Genomic DNA, 19,717 nt, shown 5'->3' with positions numbered 1-19,717 from the left:
AGTCTGACCGGGCTGTGTAGGGGATTTCTGACGCTGGTTGCGGGAGCAGGATTTGGCCTTTGCCGAACGTCCGCGAAGTTGACTTTCTAACGATACAACTTTGCGCAGTTCTTAACTTCATGAGGATAAGTTGAAGAGTTTGGTTCACTAAAAGAAAACGGACGAGTCGACCAATAAAGGGTCGCCCAAACCTCCACCAACGCGTCGGTTTGCACTTTTGGGATGTTAAAATAACGTGCAAAATCAACAGGCACGACAAATAATTCACCCAATTGTGCACATGTTTTGACCTAGCCAAAGGTGCGACGGTACGAGAGGAGCAAGGTGTCGTGCGGCGTTCAGCATCGGATTGCCTAACCTTAAAGTAGTTTGGCGTCGTTACTCGAAGCAAACTAAACCCTGAGCAGCCTGTTAATCAAAGCGCTCAAGTTCCATTTGCTAACACTGCTAAAGTTTCGAGCAACTCTAGCAGTGAAAATTAGTTCAACTGTGACAGTGATGACGGTCAAAGCTGCCAAATAAACACCGGCACAGCGTGCAAAGAGACCAACACCCAACCGTAGAGTTCTTGGCACCTGAAACAAAGGTAGATCGCCGGCTACCAACATTCATTCGATATGAACGGTCACCTGAGAAGACCGTTTGAGCAATTAAATCAGAAGGGATAACACATGAGGTTGCCGAACTTGGGTGCAGCACAAAGTGTAATTTTGGCGAGCCTGCTGTCTTTGTGTGCAACGCCATCTATGTCGCAGAATGACTGGGACCGCTCGGTTTTGCCGATCCCTTTAACTAAATTCAACGGTCATATCGGCCTAAGAACTGGCGATTCCAGTCTGGACTTTCCGAGGCAAGTCGTCGCCCCGGAAGGTGCGCCCAACATTCTTCTAATTATGCCCGATGACGTTGGGTTCGGGGCACCCACAGCATTTGGCGGACCTGTCCCAACAGAAGCATATGATCGACTAGCCGAAGACGGACTACGTTTCATCCAGATGCATACAACCGCACTATGCTCGCCAACCCGGGCTGCGTTGATATCGGGGCGCAATCACCATTCGAACGCGACCGGTGTAATAATGGAAATCGGCACCGGCTTCCCAGGCTACAACTCCCTCATGCCTAAGGAAAACGGAACTATTGCAGAAATTCTCAAGGGAAACGGCTACAATACCGCATGGTACGGTAAGAACCACAATGTTCCTGATTGGCAGTCGAGCCAAGTCGGACCTTTTGATCTGTGGCCGACCGGCTTGGGCTTTGAACAATTCTTCGGTTTCATTGGTGGCGATACGAGCCAGTTCACCCCTGCTATTTTCGATGGAACCAAACCGATCGAACCGCCCAACACTGAAGACTATCACCTAGACGTAGACATGGCGGATCGGGCTATCAACTATATTCGCGAACAACATGCACTTGCGCCGGACAAACCGTTTTTCGTTTACTATGCGCCCGGCACTTCGCACGCACCACACCACGCTCCAAAGGAATGGATCGAAAAATTCAAAGGACAATTCGATCAAGGTTGGGACAAGGTCCGTGAAGAGTCGTTCGCCAGGCAGAAAGAACTGGGAATAATCCCTAAAGATACCATGCTAACTCCGAGACCTGAGCAACTGCGTGCTTGGGATTCACTGAACGACCAACAAAAAGAACTCTACGCACGAATGATGGAGGTCTACGCTGGCGCTCTTGCCCATATGGACCATCAAATTAACCGGATCATCGACGCTGTTGAGGAGACCGGTGAACTGGATAACACCCTCATTATCTACTTGATGGGCGACAACGGAGCGAGCGCCGAAGGCAGTCCGGATGGCCTGTTGAATGAAATGACTTTCTTCAACAACATCGCTGTACCTTTCGAAGATACATACGCGAGAATGGATGAGCTGGGAGGGCCAAATACCTTTGGTCACTTCCCTTCAGCTTGGGCGCACGCCATGAACACGCCATTCCAATGGACCAAACAAGTTGCCAGCCATTTCGGAGGCACACGTAACGGAATGATCATTCGCTGGCCAGCGGGGATAGAAGCCAGAGGCGAAGTGCGAAGTCAGTTCCACCATGTAATCGACATCATGCCGACAATCCTTGAAGCGGTAGGGATCCCAGCGCCGACATCAATAAACGGCGTCGCGCAATCTGAAATTGAAGGCACCAGCATGGTTTACGCTTTCGATAATGCCGACGCCCCATCAACTCGTCGCACTCAGTATTTTGAGATGATGGGCAACCGCGCGATTTATAGCGACGGGTGGGTAGCCACCACTACCCCGCCGGAAGCTCCCTGGATTAGCGTCACCCAGAAAAGCGACGTGATCAATGATTGGATGTGGGAACTTTATAATGTCCAAGAGGACTTCTCGCAGGCCAACAACTTAGCTAACGAAAACCCCGAGAAATTGGCCGAGTTGCAGATCTTATTCTATGGTGAAGCCGCCAAATACAATGTCCTTCCAATCGACAACGACAAGGTCGACAGGCTGGACGTAGCGCTCCGTCCGAGCCTGACGCAAGGTCGTTCGAAGTTCACATATTTCGACAACATGCGACGTATCCCGGAAGGCACTGCACCCGACTTCAAGAACAAGTCACATACGATCACTGCGCATGTTGAAATTGGCGAGGGTGAGACTGACGGAATGCTCGTCACACAAGGTGGACGATTTGGAGGATGGGCGCTCTATGTGTTGGGAGGAAAGCCAATCTACACCTACAATGTCGCCAACCTTGAGCGGTACAACATAGTGGGAGATGTCCTTACGCCGGGCGAGCATATTATTCGCTACGAGTTCGAATACGAAGGTGGAGGTGTCGGCCTTGGCGGGACAGGAAAACTCTTTGTAGACGATACACTTGTGGGTGAGGGCCGGGTCGAACGGACAATGGGCTACCGGATATCTCTCGACGAGACCTTCGATATTGGCTCCGACGCAGGAGAACCAGTGAGCGAAGACTATCATGTGCCATTCGACTTCCCAGGAGTTTTGAAGAAAGTCGAAGTTGAATTGGACCCTTAAGAGGAAACCATAACTTGCGAGCTACCAGCGTCCCTAAGGTCCTAACAAAACCTTCGCTCGAAAACGTGGAAATGGAGGCCCTAAATGAAGCTCAGTTTTGCCACCGCAATTTCAATCACAACGCTGGTCGCCGCGACGACCTCAGCCACTGCGCAAGACCTCTTGCCACCCGCTGATTTAGTCGATGAGCCAAGGGCTGAATACTCACCTTATGTCGACAACCATTTTCCTAACCGTGTTCTTTTCGGTGATACGCACTTGCACTCCTCGTGGTCTGCAGATTCAGGTATGGCAGGCGGAGTGTTGGATCAGGATGCCGGGTATCGCGTATCACGTGGCGAAGAGGTGACAAGCGCGCTCGGTTGGAGGGTAAAACTGATCCGCCCTCTCGACTTTGTAGTGATGGCCGATCATGCCGAAAACTTGGGCCTCGCAGATTTTATCCGTCGCTCGGACCCGCTAATTCTGGCCAACGAGACCGGTAAACGCTGGCATGATATGGTTAAATCCGGCAACGGATATGACGCATTTCTTGAGTGGCTGCGCGCTAATGATACCGACTTGATCAACGAGCCAAAACTGCTCGCAACGGCATGGGATAGTGCAACAACCAACGCTGACGAATACTACCAGCCTGGAACATTCACCACATTTCATGGCTTCGAATGGACGTCTCACCCCGGCGGCAACAACATGCATCGCGTTGTGATCTTCCGTGATGGCAAAGATCGCACTTCCCAAGTGTTCCCATTTTCGCAATACGACTCCACCGATCCCGAAGATTTATGGGACTACATGGCGGCTTATGAAGAGAAAACCGGCGGTCAGGTCCTTGCGATCCCGCACAACGGTAATTTGTCGAATGGGCTTATGTTCGCATTAGAGACCATTGACGGGTCAAATCTGTCAGGGGAACCAATCGACGCGAACTACGCGGCCAAGCGCATTCGTTGGGAGCCTTTGGCGGAAGTTACCCAACAAAAAGGTGATGGTGAGGCCCACCCGCTTTTGTCCCCAGACGATGCGTTCGCCGACTTTGAGACGATCGACGCTGGCAATCTAAACGGTCAGGGCGCAAAGACGCCTGAGATGCTCCCTGCTGAATACGCTCGCGAGGCCTTGAAGACCGGCCTTATGGCAGAGGCAAACCTTGGCGTTAACCCCTTCAAATTCGGAATGATCGGTTCAACAGACAATCATACTGCCCTGCCCACTTCGCGCGAAGAGAACAATTTTTCAAAGGCTTCATTCGTAGAGCCCGCTCCTGACCGTGCTTTCCACCCGCTTGTTGCAGCCGACGACCCCGCATTGTCTATCATGGAAGCCGACGTCGGTGCTTCGGGTCTTGCAGCTGTTTGGGCAAGGGAAAATACCCGCGAGTCAATCTGGGACGCTATGGCTCGGAAGGAAACTTATGCAACTTCCGGAACGCGCCTTTCTGTTCGAGTTTTCGCGGGCTGGGATTTCAACGCTGAAGAGGTTTCGCGCCCTGACTTTGCCCGTACCGGCTATGCCCGCGGGGTGCCGATGGGTGGCGACCTGACCGACGCGCCAAGTGGCAGCTCTCCGACACTGATGATCCGTGCTCTGCGTGATCCCGACGGCGCCAATCTTGATCGCATTCAGATCGTGAAAGGCTGGTTGAACGACGACGGCACGACTTCAGAGAAAATCTTTGACGTAGCCTGCGGTGATCGGGCTGTCGTCGATCACGCCTGTGATGGAGATGTCGGCAACACTGTCAATGTAGCGGATGCCTCTTACACCAACACGATAGGTGAGCCGTTATTAACCGGTTACTGGATTGACCCGGAATTTGATCCAGAAAAGCGAGCATTTTACTATGTTCGTGTGATAGAGATTCCGACGCCTCGGTGGACAGCTTACGACGCGAAGTTCTTCAATGTCCAAATGCCGGAAGGCACTCGGATGCAATTGCAGGACCGCGCTTACACTTCCCCCATTTGGTATACGCCAAAATAGGTGTTTAGCTAAAACTCAAAAAGGAACGCGGCTCACGCACGTTCATCCTGTGGTCTCTTTCGCACGGGATAGCGGCACATAGTCGAACAAAACTGTTTTAGCAACACAGAGGTGCGCTGAGACTAACGCGATGACACCGAAATCTTCCCGACGATATAGTATGAAAGACCAACCGCGCCTCAATGACTAGGCCATGAATTGAAACAGCATGCTTATGCAGCATAACTCTTACTTGTTGTTAGCCTCGTTGCTACTCATGATCGTGATGTCTCCACTGCTGGAGAGTTTTGTCCTTGGGCAAAGAGTTCTGGATGTGATTTTTTGCCTAGTGCTAACGAGCGCTGTTCTTTCTTTGGCAGTTCGTCCCACAGTACAAATGGCAGCAATAGCGGCAGCTTTGGCAACTCTACTCGTTCGTTTAACTGGCGCATTAGATTTCGGAGACGCTTGGTTCATAGTAGGGTATATTTTGTCCCTATTATTGTTGGTACTTGCGTTCATCAGTTTGATGAAAGCCATTATTGCAGCCGACTATATTAACCTGAAAGTCATTACCGATGCTGTGTCCTGCTATCTATTGATCGGCATTGCTTGGGCACTGATTTTTTCAATAATACATACAGTTTTGCCACATGCTCTAGATTTTGGAGAGCCTAACGGATCTGAAAAGTGGAGTAGTTACATATATTTAAGCTTTATGACACTCACAACCCTCGGTTATGGAGACATAACCTCCAACAACGCGGTTGTTCAAATCTGGTCAATCTTAGAAGCGGTTGTAGGAGTTCTTTTCCAAGCAATACTAATCGCGAGACTTGTCAGCCTATATGGGACTCACACTAAGTAGCTCGAATAACTATCAAAGCAGCATGATTAGTGTTCCAAGAGCCGTTAAAAGTACATTGGCAAGCGCGTAAGTTCCTGCATAGCCAAGGGATGGAACGGAACTCTTCGCCGCTTGTTGAACAATCCCGAGAGCTGGTGTGCTTGTCATTGCACCAGTGAGAGCCCCTAAAAGTAAGGCTGGATTCATGTTCAGAACGATCCGCCCAAATGCATATCCAGCCAATAGTGGGATGCACGTCACGACAACACCACAAAGAAATAGTTTCGGCCCGACTGCACCAAGAGCTTCGATTATGCCACCGCCGGCATTTAGGCCAACGCCAACCATAAAAAACAGCAACCCTAGCTCCATAAGAATAAAGCGCGCCGCAGCTGGCATACGACCAAACGTTGGGCGGTTGGCCCTGAGAAAGCCAACTGCGATCCCTGAAACAAGTAGACCGCCGGCATTACCTATTCCTACGTCAATTCCACCAATTCTTACTGTTATCTGACCAATAAACAGCCCTACGACTATTCCGGCTGCAAATGTCAACAAGTCGGTTTCCACTGCGGCCCGCTCTTCTACCCCCAATATCGAAACTAACTGCTGCAAAGCGGCACGCTCGCCGGTCAAATACATCACGTCGCCACGTTGGACCCTTGTCGAAGGTGACAGCGGCATTTCTATTTGCGAGCGTGTCAATCGCGTCAGTCGGCACCCATGCTCTTGTTGGATTGCAAGCTGCCCGATCGTTTGACCGACTGCGAAGCTGGAATTGACAACCACTTCAACAACGTCGACCACAGCGTCTACCAAGTCTTCGTCTAGCACTTCGCGGCCGAGCTTCATTTCCTCCCGAATTTTCTCATGTAGTTTCGGCGAGCAAAAAAATGCGAGTTTGTCACCAGGCTCAAGAGTTGTGTCTGGCGACACGTCGATTATGTCGTTGCCGCGCTTTAACTTATAGATGGCGCCATAGTCTTGATATTGAGACAAAAAATCGGATGATGCTTGAGCTACGGTTTTCTTTTCGTAATCGACAGATGGAACCTCGTAAGCCCGTAAAATTGGGCGCTCGGCCTCCTTTGCTGAATCCTCAGCAACAAAGCCGCGTTCCTTCGCAAAATCTTGCGCCTTTTCAACCAGATCAATTTTAAGCAGGCTTGGTAATAGCTTAACAAGCAGCAAAAGACCCACGGTACCAAAGATATATGTAATCGCGTATCCTACACTGATGCTCTCGATTATCGCCTCAGAAGTTGAACCGGCCGGAATTGGAACCAACCCGGCTTCTACAGCGTTCTGCGCCCCTACAAGTGTAGGAGTACTCGTCAATGCCCCTGCCATCAAACCAGCGGCAAGCGCGTTTTCCAAGTCGACCACAAGCGCCAGTCCAACCACTAATGCAAAAGAGCCCAGTGACATAAATAGTGCGATGGTCAAATAGCTGAGGCCATCTTGGCGCAACACGTTAATAATTTGAGGACCCGCTTGCCATCCAACCGAGTAGATGAACAAAGTAAACCCGATTGATTGGACGATCGGATCAATTTGAAATCCAAAATGACCGAAAACCAAAGCGCACAGCAAAACACCGCCGGTAATCCCTATCTCGAATTGACCAATTTTGACGTTGCCTATCACGTAACCGATGGCAATGATCGTAAAAACGACCAACACCGAGTTGGCTGAGAAAAGCTGAAAGAAATCGATAGTCATCTCTGCCCCGCTGTAGAGGGTATCGTTGTTCTCGCCTTTGGTTGCTTTACCGGCTGGAAAGATAACCCCAATTAGTTACGTTGCTGGCTCCTTCACACGATAGTAAATCGAGTAGAAGACCGGAATCATTATCATCGTGAACACCGTCCCAAAGGCCAATCCGACGGCCATCGTCGTTGCCATGGCGACCCAGAAGATATCCTGCATCAATGGAAGAACCCCAAGAATCGTTGTACCTGCGCCAAGCAAAACCGGGCTTAGTCGAGAAACAGCAGCATTCATTACCGAGTCATACTGTTCCATACCTTGCGATTTATTCAGATTGATTTCGTCTAACAACACAATCGCATTTTTTATCATCAACCCGATGAGGCTCATGGCCCCAAGCAACGCCATGAAAGAAAAGGGTTGCAGGAATGTTAGCAAACCAACGGTAATACCGATTATCGCCAGCGGGACGACCGAGAAGATCACAAAAACTGGTCGAATAGCGTTGAAGAGCACCACAATCAAAAACACGATAATTATGATAGCGGGCGCCGCACCGGGCTGAAGCGAAGTTTGACTGTCCACTGTCCCGAAGTATTCTCCTCGCCATTCCAACTGATAACCGGGAGGCAAGGGTATAGCCTCGAACTCCTCACGGACACTTTCGAACAACGTTGGAAATGTAACTTCGTCAGGGCTGGCCTGAATAGTTACAGCGCGCTTGCGATTCCAGCGCACAACAATTGGGTCTTCCAGCTCAACTTTGATGTCTTCTGTTACCGCAGAGAGCGGCAAGTTCTTTACAGACAGGGCTGGAACGACCTGCAAAAGCTCAAAGTCTTCGGCAGTTCGTTGCCTTTCATCGTCGACACGTCGAACAATAATTGGCAAGAGATCTTCGTTTTGGCGATAGAGTCCGACGGGCAAACCGTCAAATGCCGCGCGAGACGCATTCGCGATATCAGCGCGAGAAGTTGCGGTCCAAACACCCGTAACCTGATCAAACTCAGGAACAATCTTTGGAACTCGATTGCGCATGTCGGTCCGGATGTCCTTTGCGTAGGGCGACTTTTGAAGTATCTCCACCCCCTGCCGCGCAAGATCCCTCAACACTTCCGGGTCTGCATTTGCCGGGCCCGAGAACCTTGCCTCGAACGGCCAGGTAAAACCGGGACCTGCTGTGAACTTTCGAACTCGGACCATTGCCTCAGGCAGGTTATCCACAACCCATGGCTCTAGTTCCTCGACAAGGCTATAAACACTGTCTAGATCGGTCGTGTTAATAATGACTTGTGCGTAGCTTTCGTAGGGAAATTCTGGATCAACGGGAAGATAGAATCTGGGGCCTCCGGAACCTACAAACGTGGAAACTCCGGAAACACGCTCATCTCCCTCGAGGTGATCTTCCACCCTTTTTGCCAGAGCCGAAGTTTGTTGAATGCGCGTACCTTCAGGTGCCCAGATATCGACCATAAACTGCTGCCGCGTCGCATCAGTGAAGAAGAGTCGATCTACGAACTGGAACCCGTAAAGCGCGGATCCGAACACTGCCAGCATAACGATTACGGTAAGCCAGCGCACTCTGATGCATGTAGACAAGACCGCGCGGAACATCGTGAAAACAACGCCTGCATATGGATCTCGTGATGAGTCTCGGTCAGCTTCCGAGATCTTGATAAGATCAACACACATCAATGGCGTGATTGTCATGGCAATAAGCCAACTTAGCAGCAGCGAAACCCCTACCACCACAAATAGTGAACCGGCATACTCGCCTGCATCTGCGGTTGCTGCGAAGATTGGGTAGAAAGCCATCATTGCGATAACTGTCGCGCCCAGAAGAGCCCAACTCGGTTGGGCAGCGGCTTCAATGGCAGCCGCCTTGCGATCCATTCCTTTCTTCAAACGGACAGCCATACCATCTGCAACTACAATGGCGTTATCGACCATCATTCCCAGAGCAATAACCAGCGCACCTAGAGAAACCCTTTGAAGATCAATTTGCAGTATAGACATTACAATGAAGGTGCCGAGGATCGTCAGGATAAGCGCACCGCCTATTACCAGCCCCATACGCCAACCCATGGCCAGAGCAACAACGACTAGGACGATAAGAACCGCTTCGCCCAAGTTTATCATGAAGGCGTTTATGGCTTCCGTCACGAGATCGCTCTGCCAAGCGATTTTGTGCATTTCAATTCCCAAGGGAAGGTTGGCCTCGACAATGGCCAAAGCCGCATCCAAATTTCGTCCCGTGTCTACAATATTGCCGCCAGTCACATTGGCTATTGATATCCCAATTGCGGATTGGCCATTGAATCGCATGACATTGATGGGTGGTTCCAGGTAACCTTGTCTGACATCTACAACGTCCTTGATTGCGATTGTTTCAGCACTGCGGTCTCTGGGGCGAGTTGCCTCATCAGCAAAATCCGCGGGAATATCCAGAGCTTTGTCCAGCAAGCTTGTACGGACTCGTAAATTCCCGATATCTTCAGGGCTTTTAAATTCTCCAGTCGGCGCAATTCGAAGGCGCATATCGCCAAGCTCTAGTTGCCCCGCATTAACGACCTGGTTCTGCAGTGCCAGCGTTGCAACAAAGTCTTCCGTCGTTACCCCGAGATCCAGAAGCTTTTGTTCCGAAGCATCAAGGTAAATAACCTTTGGCTGCACTCCCCAAGTTTCGACACGTGCAACTCCTTGAACAAGCGCCAGCTCTTTGCGGATCGCCTTTACGTATTCTTCCAGTTGCGCGTAGGAGAAACCGTCGCCCGTTATCGCAAGAACGAACCCATACACAAAACTGAAGTCGTCGATAACGTTTGGGGTCATGGCTCCTGGCGGAAGCTGACCATGGACATCCCGGACCTTGCTACGCATCTTGTCCCAAACTTGGGGCAAGCGGTCCGCCCAATACTCCTGTTTGATTTCGACCTTTACAATTGAAAGTCCAGCTTTTGAGTAAGACGTAAGAAAACGAAGTTCCGGGAGTTCTTGAATCGCAGATTCTATGAGGTCAGTAACCTCTAGTTCAACTTCTTCAGGGCTTGCACCAGGATATTGAGTAATCACGATCGCGGTTTTGACTGTAAAATCGGGATCTTCGAGTTGGCCAAGACGGAAATAACTAAAAGTTCCGATGACCAAGATAAGGAACAGCGTAAAATACGTTACAACTCGGTTCTCAATGGATATCTGCGGAAGTGACATGGCTGCCTCCAGAATTTAAGGCGCTTCGACCCGGACCTTTTGGCCCTCGGTTATGACATTGACACCTGCAGTGACGATACGATCCCCCGCATCAAGCCCTTGAACAACTAATCCCCTCCCCCCGATAGAAATTACTTCAACAGATTTTGGAGAAACTGTGTTTGACGCTTCATCAATAAGCCAAACGAAAGTGTTTCCCGCGTTTTCCCCGTCAGGCGAAAACACAGCTGCGCTGGGAATCTCAACACCGGTCTTCGCCCAGTTCTCGGGCAGTCGTACACGAGCAGTCGCTTTACCGGCCATCCCGGGTTGGATTTTGGCTTCGTCAGGTTGATCCATTACAATTGTAACTGGATACGTACGAGTGCTGAGCGACGCCTCAGAACCTATCCTGGAAATTTCTGCAGGAACTTCTAAATTCGGTAGGCTTGAAAAAGTAACGCTGATTTCTTCCACGAAAGGAGCCAGCCCTATAAGAGCTTCTGGAACGCCGATTTCCATTTCGATCTGGGAAGTATCCAGGATGCGCATTACCGGTTGTTTCGCGACAACGTTCTGAAAGTTGTCCGCAAAAACCTCCGACACAATCCCATCGAAAGGTGCTTTCAGTTCCGTATAGTTTAGGTTGAGACGAGCAGCGTCCAGCAAACCTTCAGTCGCTTCAATTTTTGCCTTGGCTGCATCGACAACCATAATTTGGTCGTCGACGTTGGCCTGAGAAACAAAATCATTTTCGAGCAGTTTTTCTCTGCGCTCCAATTCTGTGGTTGCGTTGGACAATGCCGCTTGAAGAGAAGCTTGTTCCCCTTCAATTGTGCGAATCCGAGCTACATAAGGCTCCGGGTCCAAAGAACCGAGAATTTCCCCTGATCTGACAGTCGATCCCACATCGACCGGTCTGGTAATCATTCGCCCCGATACTTCGAAAGACAGGTTCACTTCCCGTACAGCTTCGGCTCGACCAGGATAGCTGTCAGTCCGAAACCTTTCTGTGTCACCCACGATCATCGACAAAACCGGTCGAGCAGGTTTTTCTGTCGCTTCGGCACTATCCTCTTCAAAGCACCCTGCAAGTGCACCTACAAAACAAATCGTCATCCAAAACTTGGCGTGTTGTTTAAAGCAAGTTTTTTCCATTTGTTTTACTCTCACTGAATTGGACAGGTTGGATGACCGCGCTGTTTGGCTTTCCGTTCGTTACTCAGACTTCATCGTAGGCGCTTAACTTTTCTACACAAAGCAATCATTCAAACCTTTGAATAAAAAGTGCTTTTAGTGAACGCCCTACCGAATCGGTCATCTAACAGGCAGCTACGTGACTAGTGTCAGCAATCTCATTTTTTGGTCGGCGCAGAAGAACTTTCCTGAACACCCGACGGAACAGGGAGGCGGATTCTTAAGCTTTTCACTTGCGCCCTCTCTTTTTTGCGTTGTAGTAAGTCCTTTTTCAGAAGCTCGTTTCAATCATTGGAACTGCATATTTAGTGCAAAAAACACTTGTCGTTTTGGTTGTCCCTGTCCGCTATCGGCAACTGACCATTGAGGTTCAACGAACACGTTGAATACAGTTTTTCCTTTTACCCAGACCTTTCCGACCCGGAGGCCTAACGGTACAGAATAATCACCGTTTTCCAGATTTGCTGTCCAAATTGGAGCCCCGCCTGTGTACCAGCCGTTGTCGAGTTGGCGGAACAGAATAGGTTGCAATGCGGCGGTGTTTACGCGTTCCCTGTCGTTCGTGCTACCCACGCCGCTTCGCCAAATTAGCAAGTACCCATACTGCCAAAGTGTCGATTTCGCATTGAAGTAGACATTAGCCAAACCCAACTGCCATTGGTCGCTGCCCAAGCGGTCATCGGAGGCGGTTGGAGCCACAATAGAAGGGCCAATTGCAAAGCTTACTCCTGGTCTTTGTAAGTCGATCTGATAGGCGGCGAAGATGTCAAAGTCCCCTACCCCATCCACCGTTGACCCACCATCGCCGACAGGAAAGCTGTTGAACGGCAAAGACGCGCGGATCAGCCAGTTTGTTTCCCCTAGCTGAACCGGTTGGGCGTAGCGAAGAATGAACGAATTTGCATCGTTTTCGCTAGGGCCAGTCAACTCATCGACATAATAGTTCTGCAAGTTGAAAGCCGTGAAATTTGCCAGAGGGTTATTGGCCTGCGCCGCAGCGTCTGCGCTGTCTTGTCCATAAACTTGGCTACTGAAAAGAGTAACCTTAGCCGCCAATATTGCTAAGACACAGAGCACACGCCGCAATCTTCCCTCGCCAATTTGCATTCGGTCCGCCTACCAAGCCCCGTGTTTAGGAAAACATGCTTGCATTGAAAGGCGATCATTGGGGGGAATTTCGACATCCCAAAAGTGCAAAATACGTGTCACAGACCAAGGAATTTGCCTCAATAACTGACTGTTACGTGTCAAAGAAATATTGTTATGTCAGATTTTCTGAATGTGATATTCGGAATAGATGGGGGACAAAGAACTATACAAAAACTTGTCGGTTGAACGGACATTCACAACCACGTCTGACGTCGGGCAGTTGCAGGACGCCTCCGTCGGTTGGGATCAAGAGTACTACCAAATGACTGCTGGTCCTTTGGAGAGCAGTCTTGATTTACTTCAAGTTGGTCAAAAACAGATTGCTCGGGAGAAATGGAATCAAAAAATAGTGTACCGCGGCACAGGTGTGCCCGATTGTTTTTCGGCAGCGCTGGTTTTGGAACAAGCTGAACCCGCAGTTTTTTTTGGAGAAAAAATCGAAACAGGTTCGATTGTTGTTCAGCCTCCCAATCGAGAAGCCGAGCTTATTGGCAGTACAAACTGGGATGGGGTAAATCTGGCCGTTCACTTTTCGGAAGCGCGGTCTCTGGCGCTCAATCTCACCGGGGATGAGCTCGACTTTGAAGACATACCTCCAGTCAGTAGTCTAACTCAGCAGGCGAGTAAAAGGCTGGGACTCGCGGCTCAAGATTTGTTGCACCGTTCGAAGCAAGCAAATGAATTTGAGATCGAACACCTGCTTGACCAATTTACAAAGTTATTCTTGTGGGAGTTGATTAGCTCGCAGGCTTCGAAATTTGCTTCCCCACAATCGTGCCGCTCCGCGGCAATCGTTAGTCGCGCGTGCGATATCGCCTATTCGGACGATGTCTGCTCCGTGGGTCTGGTCGAGTTATGCAGTGAAATCGGAGTAAGCCTTCGGACTTTACACTACGCGTTCAGAGATTGCATCGGTATATCCCCCGCAACCTGGTTACGACGCATACGCCTGAACAAAGTCCACAAAACACTTAGTGCTTCCAGTGTTGGGGAAGTCCAAATCAAAGGTGTTGCGATTGAAAACGGTTTTTTTCATCAAGGTCATTTTGCTCAACAATACAAACGGGTGTTCGGATGTCTGCCGGAAGAAACACTTAGCCGACACTAGCATGTTTTGTGGCACAATACTCGCAGCCCAAGAATAGAGATCGGTGGATCTAGCCGGCCGAAAGTGCGTCATGCTCCCAAATTCAGTTGGATATCGCCTCGTCAACGACAGCGATGGTACCACTGGCGGTAATAACCACGGCTTCAGCGCGACCTGAAACCTTAGCGCCTTTATCGCCTGCCAGTATTCTGTCCCCAATCAGGCGCACAACCTCGGGAGCGTCAGCAAACTTTGAATGGTGTACAGTGGTCGTGTCTTGCACCTGGGACAGGTCAATCACGTTCAAACCAAGCTCGGAAATCAGTGTAGCATCTAGCTGTCCCACTCTCGGGTTTCTTGCAATCAAGCTTGAAACCGCAAGAGCTTGGTCATTTTCGGATGTCAGCACATAGAACCTCCGTTTGTCCTTGGGGATCGCTGATAACTGAGCAATGAATAAGTCTATGTCTATGTCGGGCGACGCAAGAATAACACTTCTGAGTTTACCGCTGACATTGAAAAGCCCGCGATTTGCGATGCCGCGAGCGGCTTCCATGGCAACAAGGTTACCCATCGAGTGGGCTACGATATCTATTGTTTCTACAGGACTGTCTTTGAGTAGCCCAGGAACCTCCTCAAGCTGATCCCGTGCAATGAGTGCACTGTTGATGTCGTAGACGTAGGCACCCAAACGAGCCTGAGAGGCCCAAGAATATAAGATGGGCACTCCGCTATACCCGGTGTCTTCCAGAAATTGAGCAAACCGCAACACTGCATCAGTCAGATTTGTGTTGTAGCCATGTATCCACAGCAGGGATGAACGTTTTCCCTTTGGCAAAGCCAAAACACTGTTCTCTACTGTGCCCACAAACTTGCTATCTTCGTCAAATATCTGCGGGTTCGTGATAACGAAATGCTTATCGGGATCTGGCGAGCTACCCCTCGGCCTTTCGATCTTGCCCGTCTTGTGGTTTGGCGGGATTACAACATCTACAGCCGCAAAGTTAAGACGATTGGCGCGACGACCTGAAAAAAACTCAGTCGCCACCGTTGAAGGTTCGCGAACAGTAGCGATAAAGATCCGATGACCTCTTTCATCGATTTCTGTTTTGGATAAAGCTCTTGTCGGTTCAAGGCCGACTAAGTTCCTTTTGGAACTGCACCCAGTCGCGACAAAAACGCTCCCTGATAATACGAAGTGCCGTCGCGACTGATCTATGGTCTTTTTGAAGCTCAACCTCACAAACCCTTTTTCCACGAATATCGCCGTCAAAGGCATCGTAGCCAGAGCACATTACACATAAGTGGAATATAAATATCGGACAAATAGGCGGGCCGCAATTTTCCCTGTATCTCAAGGCTTCCACCCGAAAGACCGAAAAATCACTTCTGCTCCAGCAGCACCATCCAGCAACTGTCTCAAAGATAAAATGACTTTTCCAAGACCAAGAGCTAAGGAACCGGAACATCTTTGCGGATAGCTGCTGAGTAACCCTCGTCTAGCCCGTTTGCTAGCGCGTTAGCTGTGATATCTCCAAGACTATATAACTGCTGAATATCAATCTCAGTATTGGTCAGTCCTTGCTCGTACAGGTAGTCAGGAAAATAGCCATTAATTACAACGCGATAGTCGCCAGGAATGCTAATGCCAACATGTCGCGCGATTAAAATTGCTGATCGGGAGCAATTGGTGAAAACTGAGTTGAACCAGCGGGGTCGCTCGGCGATTTCATTTGCAGCTTCTACATAGGCGCTGATCAGTTTGATACGCTCTTCTAATTCACCACGCAGCCTGAACAGATGTACTTTCTCTTTTCGAACATTAGAGCGAAGCCCGACGACATCACGCTCCTCCGCCGCTATCATTACAATAGGATGCGCTTTGAAAAAGTCGGCCACGGGAGAAAAAGACTCTCCGACCTGTCGGCGTACTTCGATCGACCACGTCAAATACCTGCCATCAGAAAAGCCGAAGCTTAGCATAAGGTGCGCCATTTCTGGCCCACCCCAATACGACATGAAGAGGTCCACACTTTCAATTTGAGACAGATCGTATTCTCTAGTAATCCACTTCTCTTCGAAAGTATCAGCCGACTGCCATTCAAATGCACGAACGTCATTCAGAGTTAGTGTGTTGCCGCTTATTTCACCTGTGACTGTCCGTACAACATCAGGCGACCAATTTCCGTCCGAAGGTGGGGTTAGTGAGTTCCACCATATTAGTATTGCTGCGAGAAATACTGCGAATCCAGACAACCATCGCCATCTACTTCTTCGAAAAATTGAAACTAGCGTTCCGAGGCCAACGACGACAAAGGAAACGATCGCAATTAACCGGATCAATTCTGGGACTGAAAATTTGAACCATAGGGCCAAAGTGCCCCATACTGTTGAGTAAGCGACAACTAGCAACAATAAAAGAAAGCAAAGAGCATTCAGCACTGTGCGCATAGCGTATCCCACCATTCAATTGAGCCCGAAACAACCGTAAAAACGGCTAGAGTCGACTAGCGAGACCAAAAACCAAGGTGAGCGTCAGAAAAAGGACCTGTGCCTCATACCTCTGGGTCAGTTCGTTCGAACGGCAGACTGTCGTCAGCACCGCGCCTGTAAGAGCCGACCGCATAAAAGTGATTTCTCGCTGGACGTTATCAAACATCCGTTTAGTTGTTTTTTAGTTTCATATTTCGCCGCTTAGCGCAAATTGGCCCGTACTTGTCATAAGACAATATCCGGCCCCCGCTCCTTCCCCCCGGTCTTGCGGGAGAAGGCTCTTCGCTTTCAGGTTCGTATCTGCGCGATGCCTTTTGTCGGAGGCCAGCCGCTTCCCCGCAGGCTTCTCACCTGCCCCGCTCTGACCGCGCACGGTCTCGGCGATCCCCGGTTCGACGAGCGTCTGAAGACGACCGTCGACCGGTGGGTTCCGTAGTCGCGTTTCTGCACCGGGCCAGAAGGAGCCGCGTCGGTGCGGGATGGGGTAGTCCCCGAACCATAGTTCACAATTGGAGGCCGGTCCTGAACGTACCGTGGTCACCGCTTTTTTTGATCGTTTGCCAGGGAAAGCAGCAAGTATAAACCGGGCGCAACGGAGACGGGGAGACCCATCCCGGCCCGGAACGTCCGATTTTGCGCTCTTGCTGACTAAGTGTATTGATCTGCTTTTTTTGGGGGGATCTTTGTGTTTCGCGCGGCCGCAAGTTGCACAAACCTTAGCTGACCCGAAGCGCCGCAGCCCACCAATAGCGCAGGCGGTTCGGGTCAGCGGCTCGACACAGAACCTAGCCAAATTGTTCTCTTCCTGTTCTTTTGTTGATGTGCAACCTTGGAAGGGGTCGCCGTGTCTCAATCAGCGCTTTCTGAGCAATCAGTACCGCCTTGTTGCACGTAAGCTTTTGGACGCGCGATCAGACCCTAGAGTGTGCCAAACGGAGAATAACATGAGCGCTAACGCGGACAGCGGTCTGAAGGACAATCGAGACGTTGCACATACTGAAGTTGACTATTCCGTCTATCCGCACATGGATGGGATCAAGTGCTCGATGTCATGGAAGCTCGGCAGTTATGGCGAACGCGGTGCTCTATCTGATGACATGATCGGGAGCTTGGCTGAACGGTTTGGCCTGCCAACTAAGCTCGTACGCGAACTCTCTGTGCTTCTTGGGAACTGCCTCAATAACGACGACGACATCGCAATCAACCTGACTGAGGTCCGTCGCTCGCAAGCGATTGTACGAGGTCAAAAGCACCTCAAGACACTCCTGCGGGAAGCCAAGCGGGGCACAAGAACTCCGGAACGCATTGGGCTCGCTTTCGACTTATTTCGTATCGACGCCAGAAGATGCAGACCTTCTTCCTCAAGTCCTCGACAAGCTTGAGACCGCCACGACGCTTACTCAAGATGTCATAGATGACACTCGGCACATCCTTGTGACCCCCGGCGCAGTTGCAGAGATGTCGCCCCGGGACAAGCGGTTCTCGCGCGACAAACGCCGTCAGTACATCGTCGAGAGCTGCTGTTACATCTGGAAAGATGCCGGTCGCCCCCTAACCTATACGACATACTCAGACGGTCGCCCCGGAGGACAACGGCAAGGTCCGCTCGTCAACTTTATCCAGGCTGTCGTGAAGATGATCACCGAGCCGGGGCAAATCCTGAGCGGTGAGACGATCCGCGTGGACATTGACGGTTTTCGCGACAAGCTTGAGCGCGAAGAGCAAGAGCGTTGGGCGCCGCCGGAATTGGGCAATCAATACACTTAGAATGAGCAAGCCCGCGTTGTCATGGTCATGGCATGACACGCGTTCCTGCCACACCCCCTTCTGACGACTACGCGCGCAAGCAGGTTGAGACAGCGATTGACCAGTTGGTCCGATTGCTGGCTGCCCAGGCAGTACGGGAACTGGGTCGGGACGCCTCTGACCAAAAGGAGGCGCATCAGTATGCCACAGATCAATGCGAAGAAGAGCCCACCCCGCAAGCTTCTGACGGTGAAAGACGTCGCTGAACAGGACAATTGCTCGGAGAAGACGGTGCGCCGTGCGATTGCGGCTGGCCTGCTTGAGGTTATTCGGGTCGGCCCTGGCGGACGCCTCATCCGCATTGATCCGGCAGCTCATGCCGCCTACCGGCAGGCACAGTGCTGGTAGGTAATCGCGACCATTAATGTCCATTTATGTCAATGGGTTACGGCATTCTCGGGAAGAGGGCCTGCCCGTAAGTTTCTAACTTTCTATGCTACGCTTTTCCCGAATCGGACCCCCTGTCCACACCCGTCCGCCCGAGACCTGACATGTCCAAAGGACCGCAAACCCGATGACTAGCCAGAGCCCCGTTCCATTGACATTGGCCTTCGTCAAAGCCGACACACCGATGTTCGCCGAGCTCATCGACCAACTGCACTCCGACAGCTCTCTGTCGGACGGACGCCGTCGCGACATGATCTCCGGTCTGCGCCGCGTGGCCAAAGCCCTTGGGCTGCCGCCAGAGGATGTGCCCTGCGACAGTCGCTGGTTGCAGCCCCGTTTGACTAAAGTTGCACCGGCTTCGCTTGGTCTGACACTAAAGAGCTGGCAAAATGCGGTCAGTGATGCACGGGCTGCGCTCGCGCATTTCGGGCTGGTGGAACGCCGCTTCAACCGGATCTATGATCTGTCTCCCGATTGGCACGCGCTGTGGGCGGATGTACTTGCGTCCGGTGACAAGACATTGCAACCCGCGCTCTGCCGCTTCGTGCATTATCTGAACCGGCAAGGCGTCAACCTGTCCGAACTCTATCGCTCCAAGGTCGCTGATCTTGCAAAGGCGTTATCGGATCCGTCGATCCGTACAGGGGCTTTGGAGATCATCCGGGGCCTGATCGAGCGTGTCTCGGTCCAACATAAACAGGATAGCGTTCAGATCGAACTGGAAGGGGCACTTTCAGCGATGATTGGGCTGACCCAGAACGAACAAAGCCGCCCTGAGGCGGCTTGTTCGAGACTCTGTTCGACCCAAGTGGTTGCGGGAGCAGGATTTGAACCTGCGACCTTCAGGTTATGAGCCTGACGAGC

The 19,717-nt window shown here is 50.9% G+C and carries 14 protein-coding genes; 8 read left to right on the top strand and 6 right to left on the bottom strand.

Annotation, left to right across the window (positions count from 1 at the left end):
• The first annotated feature begins 671 nt into the window (after positions 1-671).
• The 3 genes from GOV79_RS22025 (at position 672) to GOV79_RS22015 (ending at position 5,856) form a co-directional block, all read left to right on the top strand.
• The gene (locus tag GOV79_RS22025; protein WP_170791768.1) at positions 672-3,026 is read left to right on the top strand and encodes an arylsulfatase; all 2,355 of its coding nucleotides are present in this window, start codon (positions 672-674) and stop codon (positions 3,024-3,026) included.
• A gap of 84 nt (positions 3,027-3,110) precedes the next feature.
• A complete protein-coding gene (locus GOV79_RS22020; RefSeq protein WP_170791767.1) occupies positions 3,111-5,009 on the top strand; it encodes a DUF3604 domain-containing protein in 1,899 nt (632 codons plus the stop codon).
• Positions 5,010-5,265: 256 nt separating this feature from the next.
• Positions 5,266-5,856 (top strand): potassium channel family protein, encoded by a 591-nt coding sequence (locus tag GOV79_RS22015; RefSeq protein WP_170791766.1) that lies wholly within the window; start codon positions 5,266-5,268, stop codon positions 5,854-5,856.
• A gap of 12 nt (positions 5,857-5,868) precedes the next feature.
• On the opposite strand, the gene GOV79_RS22010 is transcribed toward GOV79_RS22015, so the two are convergent.
• The 4 genes from GOV79_RS22010 to GOV79_RS21995 form a co-directional block, all read right to left on the bottom strand.
• On the bottom strand, positions 5,869-7,557 hold the full coding sequence (locus tag GOV79_RS22010) for an aspartate:alanine exchanger family transporter (RefSeq protein ID WP_170791765.1): 1,689 nt from the start codon (positions 7,555-7,557) through the stop codon (positions 5,869-5,871).
• 75 nt (positions 7,558-7,632) lie between these two features.
• On the bottom strand, positions 7,633-10,755 hold the full coding sequence (locus GOV79_RS22005) for an efflux RND transporter permease subunit (protein ID WP_170791764.1): 3,123 nt from the start codon (positions 10,753-10,755) through the stop codon (positions 7,633-7,635).
• 15 nt (positions 10,756-10,770) lie between these two features.
• Complete coding sequence (locus tag GOV79_RS22000; RefSeq protein ID WP_170355512.1) at positions 10,771-11,892, bottom strand: efflux RND transporter periplasmic adaptor subunit; 1,122 nt, start codon at positions 11,890-11,892, stop codon at positions 10,771-10,773.
• A gap of 327 nt (positions 11,893-12,219) precedes the next feature.
• Positions 12,220-13,038, bottom strand: a complete 819-nt coding sequence (locus tag GOV79_RS21995) for a hypothetical protein (RefSeq protein WP_170791763.1) — start codon at positions 13,036-13,038, stop codon at positions 12,220-12,222.
• Positions 13,039-13,228: 190 nt separating this feature from the next.
• Between GOV79_RS21995 and GOV79_RS21990 the strand changes: the two genes are divergently transcribed.
• Positions 13,229-14,188, top strand: coding sequence for an AraC family transcriptional regulator (locus GOV79_RS21990; protein WP_170791762.1), 960 nt, complete (start codon positions 13,229-13,231; stop codon positions 14,186-14,188).
• 82 nt (positions 14,189-14,270) lie between these two features.
• On the opposite strand, the gene GOV79_RS21985 is transcribed toward GOV79_RS21990, so the two are convergent.
• Entirely contained in the window at positions 14,271-15,425 is a 1,155-nt protein-coding gene (locus GOV79_RS21985; RefSeq protein ID WP_170791761.1) for an alpha/beta hydrolase, read from the bottom strand.
• A gap of 194 nt (positions 15,426-15,619) precedes the next feature.
• Positions 15,620-16,618 (bottom strand): Lnb N-terminal periplasmic domain-containing protein, encoded by a 999-nt coding sequence (locus tag GOV79_RS21980; RefSeq protein ID WP_170791760.1) that lies wholly within the window; start codon positions 16,616-16,618, stop codon positions 15,620-15,622.
• 986 nt (positions 16,619-17,604) lie between these two features.
• Here GOV79_RS21980 and GOV79_RS21975 point away from each other — a divergent pair.
• The 4 genes from GOV79_RS21975 to GOV79_RS21960 all read left to right on the top strand — a co-directional run bounded on the left by GOV79_RS21975 (position 17,605) and on the right by GOV79_RS21960 (position 19,706).
• On the top strand, positions 17,605-18,042 hold the full coding sequence (locus tag GOV79_RS21975) for a hypothetical protein (protein WP_170791759.1): 438 nt from the start codon (positions 17,605-17,607) through the stop codon (positions 18,040-18,042).
• 76 nt (positions 18,043-18,118) lie between these two features.
• Positions 18,119-18,427, top strand: coding sequence for a hypothetical protein (locus GOV79_RS21970; RefSeq protein WP_170791758.1), 309 nt, complete (start codon positions 18,119-18,121; stop codon positions 18,425-18,427).
• A gap of 180 nt (positions 18,428-18,607) precedes the next feature.
• Positions 18,608-18,814: a helix-turn-helix domain-containing protein gene (locus tag GOV79_RS21965; RefSeq protein ID WP_170791757.1), complete on the top strand. Its 207-nt coding sequence runs from the start codon at positions 18,608-18,610 to the stop codon at positions 18,812-18,814.
• A 166-nt stretch (positions 18,815-18,980) separates the two neighbouring features.
• Positions 18,981-19,706 carry a hypothetical protein gene (locus GOV79_RS21960; protein ID WP_170791756.1) on the top strand — a complete coding sequence of 242 codons (726 nt, stop codon included), beginning with the start codon at positions 18,981-18,983 and terminating at the stop codon, positions 19,704-19,706.
• Positions 19,707-19,717 lie beyond the last annotated feature (11 nt).

It is taken from the genome of Ruegeria lacuscaerulensis, from assembly GCF_013034745.1.
In the GTDB taxonomy this organism is placed as follows: Bacteria; Pseudomonadota; Alphaproteobacteria; order Rhodobacterales; family Rhodobacteraceae; genus Ruegeria; species Ruegeria lacuscaerulensis_B.
This window is presented reverse-complemented; position numbering and strand designations above follow the sequence as displayed.

Coding starts and splice junctions, on each gene's coding strand:
- GOV79_RS22000 (WP_170355512.1), bottom strand. CDS start 11,892: ATGGAAAAAACTTGCTTTAAACAACACGCCAAGTTTTGGATGACGATT.
- GOV79_RS22015 (WP_170791766.1), top strand. CDS start 5,266: ATGATCGTGATGTCTCCACTGCTGGAGAGTTTTGTCCTTGGGCAAAGA.
- GOV79_RS21960 (WP_170791756.1), top strand. CDS start 18,981: ATGACTAGCCAGAGCCCCGTTCCATTGACATTGGCCTTCGTCAAAGCC.
- GOV79_RS22020 (WP_170791767.1), top strand. CDS start 3,111: ATGAAGCTCAGTTTTGCCACCGCAATTTCAATCACAACGCTGGTCGCC.
- GOV79_RS21990 (WP_170791762.1), top strand. CDS start 13,229: ATGGGGGACAAAGAACTATACAAAAACTTGTCGGTTGAACGGACATTC.
- GOV79_RS21970 (WP_170791758.1), top strand. CDS start 18,119: ATGTCGCCCCGGGACAAGCGGTTCTCGCGCGACAAACGCCGTCAGTAC.
- GOV79_RS21980 (WP_170791760.1), bottom strand. CDS start 16,618: ATGCGCACAGTGCTGAATGCTCTTTGCTTTCTTTTATTGTTGCTAGTT.
- GOV79_RS22005 (WP_170791764.1), bottom strand. CDS start 10,755: ATGTCACTTCCGCAGATATCCATTGAGAACCGAGTTGTAACGTATTTT.
- GOV79_RS21965 (WP_170791757.1), top strand. CDS start 18,608: ATGCCACAGATCAATGCGAAGAAGAGCCCACCCCGCAAGCTTCTGACG.
- GOV79_RS21995 (WP_170791763.1), bottom strand. CDS start 13,038: ATGCAAATTGGCGAGGGAAGATTGCGGCGTGTGCTCTGTGTCTTAGCA.
- GOV79_RS22010 (WP_170791765.1), bottom strand. CDS start 7,557: ATGACTATCGATTTCTTTCAGCTTTTCTCAGCCAACTCGGTGTTGGTC.
- GOV79_RS22025 (WP_170791768.1), top strand. CDS start 672: ATGAGGTTGCCGAACTTGGGTGCAGCACAAAGTGTAATTTTGGCGAGC.
- GOV79_RS21975 (WP_170791759.1), top strand. CDS start 17,605: ATGAGCGCTAACGCGGACAGCGGTCTGAAGGACAATCGAGACGTTGCA.